This is a genomic window from uncultured Algibacter sp. (genome assembly GCF_947490405.1).
Lineage (GTDB): Bacteria > Bacteroidota > Bacteroidia > Flavobacteriales > Flavobacteriaceae > Algibacter_B.
Map to the genome: position 1 here is coordinate 66,737 of NZ_CANLGU010000008.1, position 15,121 is coordinate 81,857.

The window sequence follows — 15,121 nt, forward strand, 5'->3', positions numbered from 1 at the left end:
AACAGAATAGCTGTATATTTACATGATTTTTAATTAAAACATGAAGCAAAATCACATAGCATTTCACAAAACTGGGTACTTTTCATCATTAATTTGTGATTACTTGGATGAGAAACCTGAATTAAAGCAGCTTTATAATTACTTTCCTAAGCTTAATAATTTTGAAAATCAAATTAATCAAAAATCTAAATCTTTTTCTTTAGAAAGTAGAAATGTATTAGTTTCAACATTAAATAAACAATATCAAAATACTGACACTTCTAAATTAACATCAAAGCATATAGAGATCCTAAGCTCTAAAAATACATTTACAATTACCACAGGGCATCAATTAAACTTATTCAGTGGGCCACTATATTTTCTTTATAAAATTATATCAACAATAAATCTTTCAAATGAATTAAAGAAGAATTATCCAGAGTATGATTTTGTCCCTATTTATTGGATGGCTACTGAAGATCATGATTTTGAAGAAATTAACTATTTCAATTTTAAAGGCAAAAAGTTCCAGTGGAATAGAGAGGCAAATGGAGCAGTAGGTGAGCTTTCAACAAAAGGATTGGATGAGGTTTTAGAGATGTTATCTCTAGATTTAGGAGTTACAACAAATGCTGAAGCTATTAAAGGTCTTTTTAAAAGCGCCTATTTAGAGCATGATAATCTTGCTGACGCTACTCGTTTTTTAGCAAATGAATTATTTAAAGATTATGGACTAGTTATTATTGATGCGAATGATGCTGAATTAAAACGTTTATTTATCCCTTACCTTGAAACAGAATTATTCAATAAAACCTCATTTAATGAGGTCTTAAAAACTAATAAGAAGCTTTCAAAATTATCAGAACATTATAAAATACAAGTAAACCCAAGAGAGATAAACCTTTTTTATTTAGATAAAGGTATACGAGAGCGTATTGTTTATGACGAAAATGTTTTTAAAGTACTTAACACAAATATTGTTTGGAACAAGAGTGAAATAAAAAAAACATTACTTGAGTTTCCTGAACGGTTTTCACCTAATGTAATTATGCGTCCTTTATACCAAGAGGTGATTTTGCCAAATTTATGTTACATAGGTGGCGGTGGAGAATTAGCATATTGGATGCAATTAAAAGATTATTTTGAAAAAGTAGACGTTGTGTTTCCTATTCTATTATTGAGAAATTCGGTTTTAATTAAAAACAGTAAGCAAACTAAAAAACTTCAAAAATTAAATATATCAAATGAAGACTTATTTTTAAGAAAAGATTCTTTAATCAATAAAAAAGTAAGAGAAATTTCGAATATTGATATTGATTTTTCAACTCAAGCAATTCATTTAAAGCAGCAATTTAAAGATTTATACAAACTGACTGAACAAACTGACAAATCGTTTCTTGGAGCAGTAAAAGCTCAAGAGATAAAGCAGTTAAAAGGGCTTGATAATCTTGAGAAGCGATTATTAAAAGCACAAAAAAGAAAACTTTCTGATGAAGTTCAAAGAATGACAGATATTAAAAATGAACTATTTCCAAATGGGAGTTTACAAGAGCGCAACACAAATTTTTCTGAATTTTATTTAGAGTATGGCGAACAGTTGATTCCGAAACTAATAGAGAGTTTAGAGCCTTTAAAAGGAGAATTTACCATAATAACAATTTAAAAAAGCAAACCAATTATTGGCTTGCTTTTTTGCTAACTCAAAAAAATAATGGTTTTTAATTACAATCAGGATCTGTAGAATCTGCACGACTTTCTACATGAAGAATATCTCCAATTGTGTTTGTGCCCCTTACTGTTAGTTCTATATATTTCGATCCTATTGTAGTGACTAAACCGCCATTGGCATTTGTAAATAAAAATTGTGTAAATATTTCATCACCAGTTAACTCAGTACCTCCAGTTTGATAAGTGCCTTTAATACGGTAACGCTGTATAAAAGGGACTTTTACCTCTCTATAAATTTGAGTCGCGTCATACACATATACTGCAGTGCCTGGTATAACTTCAATGGTTCTGCTGGCTGTAAATGATCGCTCTTCACTATTAATATCGCTAACGTATTGGGTGTTAGTACTGGTTATACTAGTTTCTTGTTCATAACTGGCTGTAGCTTCAGCTGAAACGTTTACACCAGTTCCAAAAAATCCCATTTCTGTTGATACACCTAAAGTTAAAGAACGACCTACTGTATTTCTTGAGGTCATGCTGAAAGATTCCTCAAAAGAAGCTTGAGAGGTTTTGGTTTTAGATTCGTTAAGTGTAAAAGTTTGTGTTAATGGACCTTGTGTGCAGTTAGAAAGTTTTGTATTGGTTTCGGTAAATCCAGAAGTTGGAGGAGGTAGAATAGGTGTTAGAAACTTTGTGTCTAGCACTTCAATATTCCAGTCTATATCTACTGTTAAAATTCTAAAATATGCTGCCTCGTAGTCTGAATTTGATGTAGCAATAAGTCGTGTTCTTCCATTAATTATTCTTTTTCTGAGAGCACCTTTTTCCTTGGGAGAAATTCTATAAAAATTGTTATTATTATCACGAACAAATTTAAATCTATGATCAACAGGTAAAGTGTTTAGGTCGGTGTCTTCAACAAACCTAGTTTGATCTTGAAAAAGATAAGCGTCTCTTATTCTTAAAAACAAGTGCTTAGAACCTGACGTTACACCACTAATAATAGCAAAATATTCAGGGTCATTTGGAATTCTTTTAAATGTAAATTGATGGAGATTTTTTAGGGGATTAGTATCTTCAAAATCATAATTATCCCTTAAATGGACAGGGACACCAAACGTATCGCCAACATTATAATCAACAAAAGCAGCTAATTTACTTTCATTCTGGTTTTCTTTTACTATTTGTATATAATATGGGATGTCTTCTTTAAACGTTAAGTTATTTCTAACGTCGTTTAAAGTATTATTATCAACTTCTTGAGCGTCGGGATTGCTTTTAAAAGACAAAATTGAAAAGCTCTTGCTTGCTAGTGAGTTATCATTTTCATCATGTATATCTACATCAATGGGAACACCAGCTTGTAATTGTGCCTGAGCCTCTTTACTTAAGTCTTCAGCTTTAATTGATAATTGAGCTAAATAGGTATCTGAGTCGATTGCAATAGTTTGATTAAAATTGCCAGTATTAGCATCAACTGTTATAATTGCTTTGGTAGGTTTATAGCCTTTTTTTGCAATTTCTCTAGTGCTAAAACTTAAACCTAGATCGCCAGCATAGGTGTCTAAATCGTCTACAGTTATACCTTGTCCTTTCACTAATTCTCCGTTTTCATTGCCTGAGCTTGGTGAATCATCTTTACTACATCCAATAATTATATTTATTGTAAAGAGTAAGATGACTGTTTTAAATAAATGGTTTTGTGGTTTCATAATAGTCATTGTTAATAGGTTTATAATACGGTTTTGTGTGACCTTGCGCTTTAAAGGTCTGCAGACCATAGTAGCGCAAGAGACCACAAAACGGTTGTTGTCAAATTAATGACACCACAAACCTATTTCATAAAACTGCTTAATGAAAAAACTAAGGGTAGACAAGAGGTAGACACCCTGAAATTAGATAAACGACAAATAGTAGACACTTAAAAAAAAAACACTGTTTCTTAAAGTCTTAAGACCAAGTCTTGAAGCGAATCGTCAGTATTTATATTTAGTTTTTTTCGAAGACGATACCTTGCTTTTTTAATACCTGCTGGAGAAATATTAAGAATATTAGCTATCTCTTTTGAAGATAAATTCATTTTTAAAAGTGACATTAAGCGTAACTCATTTGGAGTTACTTCAGGAAACTTTTGTTTTACAACACTGTTAAAATCTTTATGAACCTCCTGGAAGTATTTAGTGAAGTTTTCCCAGTTATTATCATCTTTCAAATCAAAATTAATAGTTCTTATTAATTGTTGATACCCATTTTGACTGTTATCAGATGCGTTAAATTCTTTTGCTTTTTGTTTTAAACCCTCTAATACTTCATTCTTTTTAGCCAGATGTAAGGCATGCGTGGTAAGCTCTTTCTTTTTAAAAGCCAGTTCGTTATCTAACTTTTCTTTTTCTAGTCTATTTCGTTTTAATTTTTGCCTAACACCATAAACACCAATAATAGATAATAGAAAACCTATACCTAGAAGTAAGCGTTGTAGATTGTTATTTTTCTCCTTTTGTTTTAGCAAATCGATTTCTTTATTCTGAAGAAGAATTTGATGTTCCTTTTTTTCGGTTTCGTATTGAGTTTTTAATTCATCAATTTGCTTGGTTTTTGCAATATCAAAAATTGAATCATTTAGGAGAATGTGTTTTTTATAATCAAGAGTAGCTTTCTTGTAGTTATGTATTGCTTCAAATACTTCAGCACGTTCTTTGTAATTATCTGATAAATTATCAAGAGAGCCAATTGAATCTGCAATTTGGATAGCTTTATTATAGTTTTTTAAAGCATTATTGTAATCTTTTTTTCCAAAATAGGCAGATGCAATATCATTAAAAAAAATAATTTGGTTGTTAATAGAACCATGCTTTGATGAAATCTTATTTGAAGCAAAAAAATTATTTAAAGCTTTGTCGTACTTTTCAGTGTCCAAATATACGGCGCCAATATTCTCTAAATAAGGAGCAATAAAATAATTCCATTTGTTGTCTTTACTAATTTCTAATCCTTTGTTGTAATAAAGCAAAGCATTATCATAATCTTTCAAGCTGTAATAAGTGTTTCCAAGCTCCATGTAAGATATGGCTAACCATTTTTCATGTCCTATATTTTCAAAGATTGATATGCCATCTTCAAGGTTTGGAATAGCTTCCAAATAATTATTTCTCAAAGTTTCTGTTCTACCAACACCTACTTTTATAATAGCTTCTTTTAAAGGGCTTTTTTTCTCAAGAGTATCTAATGCTTTTGAAGCTAAAATTAATTCTCTCAGTGCGTTATTGTAGTTGCCATTATCAAGAAAAATTGTAGCTTTTTGTTGATGAGCATCACTTAATTTTAGTCCATTTTGTAAATCATAGGCTATTTTTATGGAATTATTATTTAAGTCTAGAGCCTTTTCAAAATTGCCTTCGAGATTTTCAGCTTTAGCCCAACGGTACAATACTTTAAAAAGAAGCATCTTATTATCATTTCTTAAACAGCTTTTTTTGGCTTTTGAAAAATAGAATCTTAAAGAATCTAGGTTATGATAATTAACATAGTATAAACCCAAATTGGTGTAGGATTGGTCTAATCCTTCTTGAAAATTTAAATCTTTTGATAGACTTACCCCTTTATGTAAATACTCTAAAGCTAATTTGGGGTTAGTCTGTCTTGAATTAATGAAAATGTTTTCAGCGGTGTTTATTTTTTTAATACCAACAGATTGGTTTTTGTAAACTAATAAAAGACTATCAAGATTTTTTGTGTTCTGAGAACAAAGAATAAAAGGCATTAAAAATATTATAACAATTAGAATATTTTTTTTCATAATTAGATTAATATTTCTCTAAAATACTTTTTAATTTTCTGATATTCAAAACTGTATAAGTATTTTGAGTTGGCTATCTAGTCTTTAGTTTTTCAAACTTAATTTTGCGTTTTCCACTTCCGGCTTTTTTTACTGTAAATGCATAAGCTTCTTTAACCCATGGTTTACCGCTATGTGTAAAAACAAGAACGCGTTCTCCATCAGTTCTAAACTCGATTAAACCAAAATTTGTGCGTTCAAACCCAGAAAAAGCCAACTTTTTTAGGTCTTTATCTTTTATACTTTTAGAAAATAATTTAGTGAGTTCAGCTTTTGTGTAACTATCTTTATCGTTGTTTTTGAAGAATGATTTTAAGTCTGAATTTTTAAAACTAGTATCTTTATATTTGAAAAAAGCAGCCAACTCCGTTGAAAAAATAATACCTTGATCTTCTCTTGAAATTTTTCCTAAGGCATTCATAAGAGTAGCTCGTGGGTGCATATATTCCCAAAACTCACTATCGTCACCAGAAGATATTAATGACACTATTGGCGCCATTTTTTTTAACGTTTTAAAATCAAATTCATGCGAGCCGTGGTGAGGTGCTTTTAAAACTTCAGCTTTTAATAATCTATCATCAAGTTTTTTGTCTAAAACATGCATAGATTCCTCATTGAGGTCTCCTGTAAAATTGATACGTACATTACCGTAAGTTAATCTAAATGCTATAGAATGACCATTAATAGTATGTGATGCAGAATACTTATGTTTACTAATATCAATATTCTGTGTTTCTAATTCGGGGTCTGGAGCATGCTTATGCAAAAAGGGTAAGGCGTCGATTTGTTGACTGTTCTGTGTAACTTTTTCTGGAAAAGGCCCATGCAAATCAATTTTAATGTTTTCATCATCAAAAAAGTCAAACACATCAGCTTCATCCATACCATGAAGTACTTTTTTGAATGTTATTGGTGCTCTTGTTTCCCAATGATCCAAAGTTTTAGACCATTGTTTGAATTTTGAATTTTGTTCACTGATTGGAATAGCTCTTGGATCCTCAACTAAATCTGTGATATAAATTTTATTATTGTGAACTGTAGTTTTTCCCAATCTATCGGTTTCTGGGACAGAGGTTGGTCGTTTTACCAAACCATTATGTAATATACGTTTTGGTTGAATAGCTACTCGTTTTTTTGAATTATGCTCTGCTTTTTTAAATTCATTTAATCCGTTAAAATGATCTGCATCGCCATGCGTAATAATTATGGCATCTACATCAATAGGGTTATTGCTATTTGACCTTTTGTATTTGAATCGTGCTGTGAAGTGCCTAGTAAATAATACATTATGTCCACCATCAACAATAATTATTTTGTCTTCTGGAGTTTGTATCACCATGCCATCTCCTTGCTGTACATCTACCATAGACATTTTTAGAGTACCTTTTTCCATGGTTTTTGGTTTACCTTTTATGTATCCCTCATAAGGGCTAAAAAAACGATTTAATACCCTAACCTTGGTTTCTTTTGTTTGACTGGAGTAACTTATAATTTCTATGGGATCACCAAAAATTAGGATGTCAGATTTTTTGTTTTTTCCATTTCTATTCTTTCTAAAAATAGAAACAAAGTCTTCTGAGATGTAAGTTGCCATAATAATAGTTATTGAATCTATGCAAGTTACGTAATTTTTAGTAAGAAAAATAAGATGACAAGTGAGCTGAATGTTATTTCTTATAAAAAGTTTTTATGAAAAACATGTAAAAACTAGATTTAAAAAAATGTCAAACCATATGCAATATTATAGGATATAGCAAGTCTGATAGGGTTATCAGCTTCATTTGTATCGTTAGGTTGTGTTTTAGTAAGTTTTATTACGCTGTCAACTTTTCAGTAAAATTTTGACTTGATACAGATAGGCTGCAAAGAAATATTAATTTAAAAACCAATTTCATAACACCTTTTCTATTTTAGGTTATGATTTAAAGGTACTAATTATAAAACCTTATAAAAATTAACAGGTAAGACAAAAGGGGTACAACGTTAAAATGGCCTGTGTTTAAGGAGTTTTTTGAATGTTGAAAAAATGTTTAAAAAAGAGTAAACAGTAATTCCTCAAAACCAAATCAATTCCTATTTTTGCGCATGCAACATGACAAGGTACTGATTTTAGACTTCGGATCGCAATACACACAGCTTATTGCCCGTAGAGTTAGGGAACTCAACATTTACTCCGAAATACATCCATTCAATAAAATTCCAAAAAACATAGAAGAATACAAGGCGGTTATTCTTTCTGGTAGTCCAAATTCTGTTAGAGGTGAAGATGCTTTGCATCCTGATTTATCAGAGATTAGAGGGAAAAAACCCATGCTAGCCGTTTGTTATGGCGCGCAGTATTTAGCACATTTTTCTGGTGGCGAGGTTGCCCCTTCTAATACAAGGGAGTATGGTAGAGCCAATTTGTCTTTTATTCAAAAAGGTGAACCATTTTTTGCAAACATTTCTGAAGGGACTCAAGTTTGGATGAGCCATAGTGATACCATTAAAGCATTACCAACAAATGCGGTACTATTAGCGAGTACAAATGATGTTAAAAATGCTGCTTACAAGATTCAAGGAGAAACAACTTATGCCATTCAGTTTCATCCAGAGGTTTATCATTCTACTGATGGTAAGCAATTACTGGAAAACTTTTTGGTAAGTATTGCAGATATAAACCCAGATTGGACACCAGATTCTTTTGTTGAAGAAACGATTGAAGCTATTCAAGAAAAAGTTGGGAATGATAAGGTGGTCTTAGGACTTTCTGGAGGTGTAGATTCTACGGTGGCTGCTGTATTATTAAATAAGGCTATTGGAAAAAACTTGTACTGTATTTTCGTTAACAACGGTTTATTACGTAAGAATGAGTTTGAAAGCGTGTTGAATCAGTACGAAGGTATGGGGCTTAATGTGAAGGGTGTAGATGCTTCTGGTAGATTTTTAGATGCTTTAAAAGGTATTGAAGACCCTGAAAAAAAACGTAAAGCTATTGGAAATGCTTTTATTGAAGTATTTGATGATGAAGCCAATAAATTAGAAGATGTAAAATGGTTAGCACAAGGTACTATCTATCCAGATGTTATTGAAAGTGTTTCGGCTACTGGTGGGCCATCGGCAACTATTAAAAGTCATCATAACGTAGGCGGTTTACCAGATTTTATGAAGCTTAAAATTGTAGAACCACTTCGCGCTATTTTTAAAGATGAAGTAAGACGCGTTGGTGCTACTTTAGGTATCGATCCAGAATTACTTGGGCGTCATCCATTTCCTGGTCCAGGATTAGGGATTAGAATTCTTGGTGATATTACTGCTGAAAAAGTACGTATGTTACAAGAGGTAGACCATATTTTTATTCAAGGTTTAAAAGATTGGGGACTTTATGATAAGGTTTGGCAAGCTGGTGCTATGTTATTACCTGTTAACAGTGTTGGGGTTATGGGAGATGAACGTACCTATGAAAAATGTGTGGCCTTACGTGCTGTTGAAAGTACAGATGGTATGACTGCAGATTGGGTAAACTTACCGTATGAGTTTCTTCAAAAAACATCAAATGATATAATAAATAAGGTTAAAGGCGTTAATAGAGTAGTTTATGACATTAGCTCGAAGCCACCGGCTACCATAGAATGGGAGTGATTTATTAGAAGGCGGAAAACAGAAGATTGAAATTTTTAAGTGTAGATTATTGCGACTGAAAACTTTAATTTAGCGGATATCCGCGTTAGGGATTGAAGTGGTAGCTTTTGGCGAGGCGTGCATCGAGCCAAAACTTTTAACAAAAAGCCCGACCCTTGTGGTAACGCCCAAATTATTTTGGCATGTTATATGCTTATATTAAAAAAATGATTGCGTTTTAATCTTTAATTAAGAATGAGACGTATATGTTTTAGAAATAGGTTTTATTATATTTATCGAGCAGATTACAACAACATGAAGAGATTTTTATTAGTACTAACTCTGGTTTTCGCTTTTAGTTTTATGCCAATTAATGCGCAAAATTTCAGCACACATCAGGTTAAAAAAGGGGAGACGATAGAAGGAATTGCAAAGCGTTATTTTGTAACACCTTTTGATATTTATAAGTTAAACCCAGACGCTAAAAAAGAATTGAAGCCAAATACGGTTTTGATTATTCCTATTTCAAAGGCTAAAAAGCCTAAGGTTACTATAAACAAAGAGCTTCAGGGATTTAAGGAGCATAAAACTAAACGTAAAGAAACACTTTATAGTTTGGCTAAAAAGTACAATGTTTCTGAGGATGATATTAAGAAATATAACAAGTTTTTATATGCAAATCCCTTAAAAAAAGGCGATAAGCTGCAAATTCCAAAATACAAAATTACAGAAACTGTAGAAGAAGTAAAAGCTACCAAAGAATATACGGTATTACCCAAGGAAGGGAAATGGCGTATTGCTTATAAGTTTGGGATAACTGTTGATGAATTACAGATTTTGAACCCTAATATGGCAGAGGTTTTAAAGGAAGGCGAAGTAATTAATGTGCCAAATTTAGAGAAGGAAGCTGAGAAAGTATTTGATGAGCAATATGGCTATTATAAAGTTTTACCAAAAGAGGGTTTTTACCGGTTGAAATTGAAACTAGGATTGGAGCAAGAGGAAATTGAGGCTTTAAACCCTGGGTTGAAAGATTCCGGTTTAAAATCTGGTATGATTTTGAAAATTCCACATTCTAGTGTTGTTGATGGTATTATTGAAGGTGAAGGAGATGTTGTTAATTTAACAAATAGCATTACCGATTATGATACAAAGCATATTGTGGTTATGTTGCCTTTTAGGATGCACCGCGTAGATTTTGATTCTATTAGTGATGCTAAAAGGAGTTTAAAAAAGGATCCGTATTTAGATGTTTCTCTTGATTTTCACTCAGGTGTTTTAATGGCTTTGGATTCATTAAAGTCTTTAGGAGTGTCACTTAAAGTTGATGTTTACGATACACGTTATGAAGTTAGTGAAGTTGCTAGAATTACTAGAGAAAATGATTTTGAAAATGTTGATGCCGTTATTGGGCCTTTAACGCCAGCAAATTTTAATAAGGTTGCCTCTGAATTAAAAAAATATAACACGCCAGTTATTTCACCTATTGGTACAAATTTAAAATTGCACGATAATGTGTTTCAATCTAGACCATCGGATGATTTACTAAAAATGAAGGTGGTTAATTTTGTAAAATCTGATACATTATCGCATAATATTATTGTAATTACAGACAGTAAAAATAAAGCTATTGCAAGTATGCTAAAACGCGAATTTAATACTGTTAAATTGGTTTACTCTAGAAAAGATAAAGAGGGTAAAGATGAATTTTTTGTTACTAAAGAAGATATAGAAGAGGCATTAAAACCTGGAAAAAACTATGTGTTTTTAGAGACAAAAAATGAAGGTTATGCTTCAAATGTAACCAGTGTTTTAGCATCCTTGAATAATAAAATTGATCCTGAAAAGGAAAACGTTACTCCTTCAGAAATTGTTTTGCTAACAACTAGTATAAACAAAGCTTTTGAAGGCGACCAGATAAATAATATGCATTTATCCAACTTACAGTTTCATTTTGCTACAGCGTCTAAAGAATATAGTGATGATAGTAATGCTTTTGTTAAAAAGTATAATAAATTATACAATATCACACCCAATAAAAGAGCTGTAAAAGGGTTTGATTTAACAATGGATGTTGTTTTGAGATTAGTGTCTTCTGAAGATTTATATGCGTCTGTAAACAGCGCTCCACTAACAGAATATGTTGAAAATAAATTTGCCTACAAGAAAAAAATGTTTGGTGGCTATTTTAATGATTCGGTATATCTTGTTAAGTATGATGATTTAACAATTGTGGAAGTAAAGCAATAAGGTTTAAAGCTTCTCGTTTTATATTTTATTGGCTTTTAATCTATGTTAAGAATTCTTCTTTTGCTTTGTTGCTTTGTATGTTTCCAGAAGGATGAACCCACTATGTCTTGGAGGGAATCTTATAAACTATCTTGGTCTGATTTTAAAGCGAAACCTCAAAATAATGGTGATGCTGCTGCTGTAACAGCTTCTGGAATTACCTTTGGGTTTTCAATAAGACAAACTAATAGAAATCAAGTTGTTAGTTTTAATACAGACATACACGCACATTTTTATCCAGAACAGTCTTGGTATAAGGTAGAAGTTGCAGACAATCATATTTTAGGACACGAACAATTACATTTTGATATTACAGAATTGTATGCGCGTAAATTTCGATATCGAATAAGTCAATTGCGGATTTCAAATGGTGTAAAAAAGCAGTTAAAAAAAATTCATAATGATATAAAGTCTGAATTATCTAGCTTACAGACTAAATATGATAATGAAACTGATTATTCCAGAAATTATGAAGCTCAAGCAAAGTGGAAAAAAATTATAAAAGCAGAACTTAAAACTTTTTCAAAATTCAAATCTGTAGATTAATTTATGTTACCCGATAAACAGTTTTTAATAGATTTAGCGCATACTAAAATGCCATTCGGAAAATATAAAGACCGTTATTTAATAGATTTACCTGAGTATTATGTGGTTTGGTATCATAGCAAAGGATTTCCTAAAGGAAAATTGGGTATGATGTTAGAGCAGGTTTACGAATTGAAATTAAATGGCTTGGAGGATTTAATACGTAATATTAAGAAACAGTATCCTAAATAGTATTTAAAAAAAAGCTTTAGAATCTAAGATAACAAAGCTTTTTTAAGATATGTTTTAAACCTAGCACCCAATTAACCCAAAAGAAACAACTAATTCTTGATCAACAGTTTTTCCTTCGCTGTTTGTAGCAGGAATCCATCCACCAGGAGTTTCAGAAATTAAACGAGTTACTAAATTATCTATTTCTGGATAGCCTGAAGATCTATCTAAATAAACACCATCAATCGTTCCTTTTTTAGTCACTGTAAAATATAGTTTTGCAGGTTTTAATTTATCTTCAGGGATTTTAGCAGTTGCTTCTTTAGTATTACTAATAAAGTATTTAACCAAGGCATCTTTACCATAAATATATTCAGCTTGTACTTCTGGAACAATCGTATAGTGCGGTGTTGAAATTTTATCTTTATAATTAATCTTCATAAGAAAGCTGGTAGAATAATCAAAAGCATTTAAGAAATTGACCTGAGTCTTATTAAGTGATGCGCTATTTCCTGATGCTCTCTTATCGGTTCGCTCATCTTTTTCCAGAATAATAAATTCAACCGATTTAACAGATTCGATTTCTCCCATTTCATGTTCATCAACAAAATTCTTGATAGAAGTAGCATGAATTACATCACTTTTCTTAATTGGTCTAAACCTCGTACCTATGTCATAAATAAAATCAGAAAAGCGATTGTTTTCTTTCTCTTTTTTATTTTCTTCCGAAGCCTTAATATTTGCAGTTTTTGAGATATCTGCTACATTTTCATTAATAAGTGTAAAAGCTACTAAGCTTAAAGTAGCTAGAATTGCTAAGGATATTAGAATTGTTTTTTTCATAGATCGTTAATTTTTTGATTAATTTCTTTCAAATCTATATGAAATGTAGCTTGAGTGTGACTATTGAATGTAAATTAGTGTAAATTTTGTGTAAAACAGTATAAATTGTCGCTTATTCGAATAGTTTTGTAGTATGAACTCAAAACAATTTGAAATTATTTATTGCTTTTTAAGCTTGTTTTTTCTTTTTAATCATGCAGGTTTTACGCAAAATAGTGCTAAAGAAAAACATATAGAAGTTGCGCTTCGTATGCTTGGTCACGAAGTTTTGTTACATGCAAAAGATAGTACATCTAGAGTTCTGCCAATAACAAAAGAAAATAATCAATATCGTATTCAGTTTGAATCAGATTTTGTTTTTAATTCTGAAGATTTAGTTACAACCGTTAAGCAGGTTGTTGATAAAACTGGAATAGCAAGTAATTACATTGTAGAAGTTGAAAACTGTAAAACTTCACAGATTGCTTATAGTTTTGAAGTAAATTATTTGGAAAAAGAAGATATAGTTCCTTGTCATTCTCGAGTTCAGCCAAAATCATGTTACAATATTGTGTTTACAATTGTTGATGAATTGGTTGATAATAATAAATTGGCTAATAAAGTTTCAGAATCATCAAAAGAAACGTTTGGTAGTGGGGTTTACCTCGGAATTTTTGCTTTAATAGTTTTAGTTATACTATTAATTTATTTTTTAAGGAAGATTTTTAATCCTAAAAAAACTAATCCTAATTTAATTTCGTTAGGAGCTTATCATTTTGATAAGCACAATACCGAACTCGTTATAAACAATCAACGTATAGAGCTAACAAGTAAAGAAACAGATTTGCTGATTTTGCTCTATAACTCTGCTAACTCAACAGTTGAGCGTGATGTGATTCTAAATATGGTTTGGGGAGATGAAGGTGATTATATTGGTAGAACGGTTGATGTTTTTATATCAAAACTAAGGAAGAAACTAGAGTTTGATTCTAAAGTAAAGATTGTTAATGTTCGTGGTGTTGGATACAAACTTGTTATGGATACTTAACTTTTTTAGCAGTAATAAAAAGATAGTCTCCTAAATCATTTTCATAGGATTTAATAATCTCATTAATATTATTAGATTCTATATCCTTTTCAAGATTAATCAAACCTTTTTCTACTTCATCTTTATTAGCTAATGATGAAAATGAGGAAATTCCATGTCTTATTTCAGATTTTAAATAAAGTTTCGGGTTTTGTTTTCCACAGTATAAAAATAAATCTTCTAAATCAGGTTTAACAAAATAAGGTTCTGTTTCAATATTAAAGAACTTAGCATTTAACAGGGCGTTTTTAACGGCTTCTAAAGTTGGCATTTGTAGCATAGAATCTCCAAGCATCTTTGGGAAATAATGATTTAACCAATAGCCTTTCATTTGTCTAGGTGTTGAAGTAAAAATAACGATTAGTCCATCAGGTTTTAAAACCCGATTTAATTCTAAAAAACTATTGTTTAAATCGTTCCAATGATGCATTGTTAAACTACCAATTATACCATTTACACTTTCGTTTAATATGGGTATATTTTCAGCTTGTCCAAGTTTCCATGTTATATTAGAGTTTTTTGTTTTAGCTTCCTTAAGCATTCTTTCGGATGGATCAATCCCAATAAATTCATACCCTTTTTTTTGAAATACGCTAGTGTAATTACCAGTGCCGCAACCTATATCTAAATAGAGGCCTTTGATTTTAGGGCGTAATTTTTTTAAAAGCTGATTTGTAATGTAAGGATCTGCTGAGCGCGTTTCATTGTAATTTATTCCTATGTCATCATATTTAGATTTCATATTATTGTTCAGAATAAACCTGCCCTCTATGAGGTTTTAAAGCATCTCTCAAGGGTTTCATTTTGTCTTCGTTAACCACCAGAAAAGCTATAGTGTGGTTGTTACTTAAAGTTTCATATCCCGTGATTTTGATATCCAGTTTTTCCAACAGAATATATTCCTTTAAGTGCATTTCATGATGCTTAGCTGTTTTGCTGGCGTTGGGACCATAAAAATCCCAAATTAGTTTTAATTTACGCATGAATTATAACTAGTTTTCAAGTTTATGATTAAACCATTCAAATATACTTTAAAATGGTATACGAAATGCTTTATTTAATCGTTTGCTAAACAACTTGTA

Annotated in this window: 12 protein-coding genes; 6 read left to right on the forward strand and 6 right to left on the reverse strand. The window is 31.1% G+C overall.

Annotated elements, in window-relative coordinates; genetic code table 11:
• The first annotated feature begins 40 nt into the window (after nt 1–40).
• Nucleotides 41–1,642 carry a bacillithiol biosynthesis cysteine-adding enzyme BshC gene (gene bshC, locus Q0772_RS15280; protein WP_298346580.1) on the forward strand — a complete coding sequence of 534 codons (1,602 nt, stop codon included), beginning with the start codon at nt 41–43 and terminating at the stop codon, nt 1,640–1,642.
• Nucleotides 1,643–1,697: 55 nt separating this feature from the next.
• Here bshC and Q0772_RS15285 read toward each other — a convergent pair whose 3' ends face one another.
• The 3 genes from Q0772_RS15285 to Q0772_RS15295 all read right to left on the reverse strand — a co-directional run bounded on the left by Q0772_RS15285 (nt 1,698) and on the right by Q0772_RS15295 (nt 7,079).
• Nucleotides 1,698–3,362, reverse strand: a complete 1,665-nt coding sequence (locus tag Q0772_RS15285) for a hypothetical protein (protein ID WP_298346582.1) — start codon at nt 3,360–3,362, stop codon at nt 1,698–1,700.
• Nucleotides 3,363–3,592: 230 nt separating this feature from the next.
• Nucleotides 3,593–5,446: a tetratricopeptide repeat protein gene (locus tag Q0772_RS15290; protein WP_298346584.1), complete on the reverse strand. Its 1,854-nt coding sequence runs from the start codon at nt 5,444–5,446 to the stop codon at nt 3,593–3,595.
• A 73-nt stretch (nt 5,447–5,519) separates the two neighbouring features.
• On the reverse strand, nt 5,520–7,079 hold the full coding sequence (locus Q0772_RS15295) for an MBL fold metallo-hydrolase (RefSeq protein WP_298346587.1): 1,560 nt from the start codon (nt 7,077–7,079) through the stop codon (nt 5,520–5,522).
• 491 nt (nt 7,080–7,570) lie between these two features.
• Here Q0772_RS15295 and guaA point away from each other — a divergent pair, with 491 nt between their 5' ends.
• The 4 genes from guaA (at nt 7,571) to Q0772_RS15315 (ending at nt 12,151) form a co-directional block, all read left to right on the forward strand.
• Nucleotides 7,571–9,106: a glutamine-hydrolyzing GMP synthase gene (gene guaA, locus Q0772_RS15300; protein WP_298346589.1), complete on the forward strand. Its 1,536-nt coding sequence runs from the start codon at nt 7,571–7,573 to the stop codon at nt 9,104–9,106.
• 294 nt (nt 9,107–9,400) lie between these two features.
• Nucleotides 9,401–11,335, forward strand: a complete 1,935-nt coding sequence (locus Q0772_RS15305) for a LysM peptidoglycan-binding domain-containing protein (RefSeq protein WP_298346592.1) — start codon at nt 9,401–9,403, stop codon at nt 11,333–11,335.
• Nucleotides 11,336–11,437: 102 nt separating this feature from the next.
• Nucleotides 11,438–11,920, forward strand: a complete 483-nt coding sequence (locus tag Q0772_RS15310) for a DUF922 domain-containing protein (RefSeq protein WP_298346594.1) — start codon at nt 11,438–11,440, stop codon at nt 11,918–11,920.
• A gap of 3 nt (nt 11,921–11,923) precedes the next feature.
• The gene (locus tag Q0772_RS15315; protein WP_298346595.1) at nt 11,924–12,151 is read left to right on the forward strand and encodes a DUF3820 family protein; all 228 of its coding nucleotides are present in this window, start codon (nt 11,924–11,926) and stop codon (nt 12,149–12,151) included.
• A 60-nt stretch (nt 12,152–12,211) separates the two neighbouring features.
• Here Q0772_RS15315 and Q0772_RS15320 read toward each other — a convergent pair whose 3' ends face one another.
• The gene (locus Q0772_RS15320) at nt 12,212–12,973 is read right to left on the reverse strand and encodes a hypothetical protein (RefSeq protein WP_298346599.1); all 762 of its coding nucleotides are present in this window, start codon (nt 12,971–12,973) and stop codon (nt 12,212–12,214) included.
• Nucleotides 12,974–13,106: 133 nt separating this feature from the next.
• Between Q0772_RS15320 and Q0772_RS15325 the strand changes: the two genes are divergently transcribed.
• Nucleotides 13,107–14,000 carry a winged helix-turn-helix domain-containing protein gene (locus Q0772_RS15325; protein WP_298346601.1) on the forward strand — a complete coding sequence of 298 codons (894 nt, stop codon included), beginning with the start codon at nt 13,107–13,109 and terminating at the stop codon, nt 13,998–14,000.
• Here the strand turns inward: Q0772_RS15325 and Q0772_RS15330 are convergent.
• Both Q0772_RS15330 and Q0772_RS15335 read right to left on the reverse strand, forming a co-directional pair.
• A complete protein-coding gene (locus tag Q0772_RS15330; protein WP_298346603.1) occupies nt 13,987–14,781 on the reverse strand; it encodes a class I SAM-dependent methyltransferase in 795 nt (264 codons plus the stop codon). The two genes, Q0772_RS15325 and Q0772_RS15330, sit on opposite strands and share 14 nt — an antisense overlap.
• A 1-nt stretch (nt 14,782) precedes the next feature.
• Nucleotides 14,783–15,022, reverse strand: a complete 240-nt coding sequence (locus Q0772_RS15335; RefSeq protein ID WP_298346605.1) for a hypothetical protein — start codon at nt 15,020–15,022, stop codon at nt 14,783–14,785.
• Nucleotides 15,023–15,121: the final 99 nt, after the last annotated feature.

Excerpts from the sequence above, each read along its gene's own strand:
- Q0772_RS15285 (WP_298346582.1), bottom strand. The coding sequence starts at position 3,362 with ATGAAACCACAAAACCATTTATTTAAAACAGTCATCTTACTCTTTACA.
- Q0772_RS15320 (WP_298346599.1), bottom strand. The coding sequence starts at position 12,973 with ATGAAAAAAACAATTCTAATATCCTTAGCAATTCTAGCTACTTTAAGC.
- Q0772_RS15315 (WP_298346595.1), top strand. The coding sequence starts at position 11,924 with ATGTTACCCGATAAACAGTTTTTAATAGATTTAGCGCATACTAAAATG.
- Q0772_RS15305 (WP_298346592.1), top strand. The coding sequence starts at position 9,401 with ATGAAGAGATTTTTATTAGTACTAACTCTGGTTTTCGCTTTTAGTTTT.
- bshC (WP_298346580.1), top strand. The coding sequence starts at position 41 with ATGAAGCAAAATCACATAGCATTTCACAAAACTGGGTACTTTTCATCA.
- Q0772_RS15325 (WP_298346601.1), top strand. The coding sequence starts at position 13,107 with ATGAACTCAAAACAATTTGAAATTATTTATTGCTTTTTAAGCTTGTTT.
- Q0772_RS15335 (WP_298346605.1), bottom strand. The coding sequence starts at position 15,022 with ATGCGTAAATTAAAACTAATTTGGGATTTTTATGGTCCCAACGCCAGC.
- guaA (WP_298346589.1), top strand. The coding sequence starts at position 7,571 with ATGCAACATGACAAGGTACTGATTTTAGACTTCGGATCGCAATACACA.
- Q0772_RS15330 (WP_298346603.1), bottom strand. The coding sequence starts at position 14,781 with ATGAAATCTAAATATGATGACATAGGAATAAATTACAATGAAACGCGC.
- Q0772_RS15295 (WP_298346587.1), bottom strand. The coding sequence starts at position 7,079 with ATGGCAACTTACATCTCAGAAGACTTTGTTTCTATTTTTAGAAAGAAT.
- Q0772_RS15290 (WP_298346584.1), bottom strand. The coding sequence starts at position 5,446 with ATGAAAAAAAATATTCTAATTGTTATAATATTTTTAATGCCTTTTATT.
- Q0772_RS15310 (WP_298346594.1), top strand. The coding sequence starts at position 11,438 with ATGTCTTGGAGGGAATCTTATAAACTATCTTGGTCTGATTTTAAAGCG.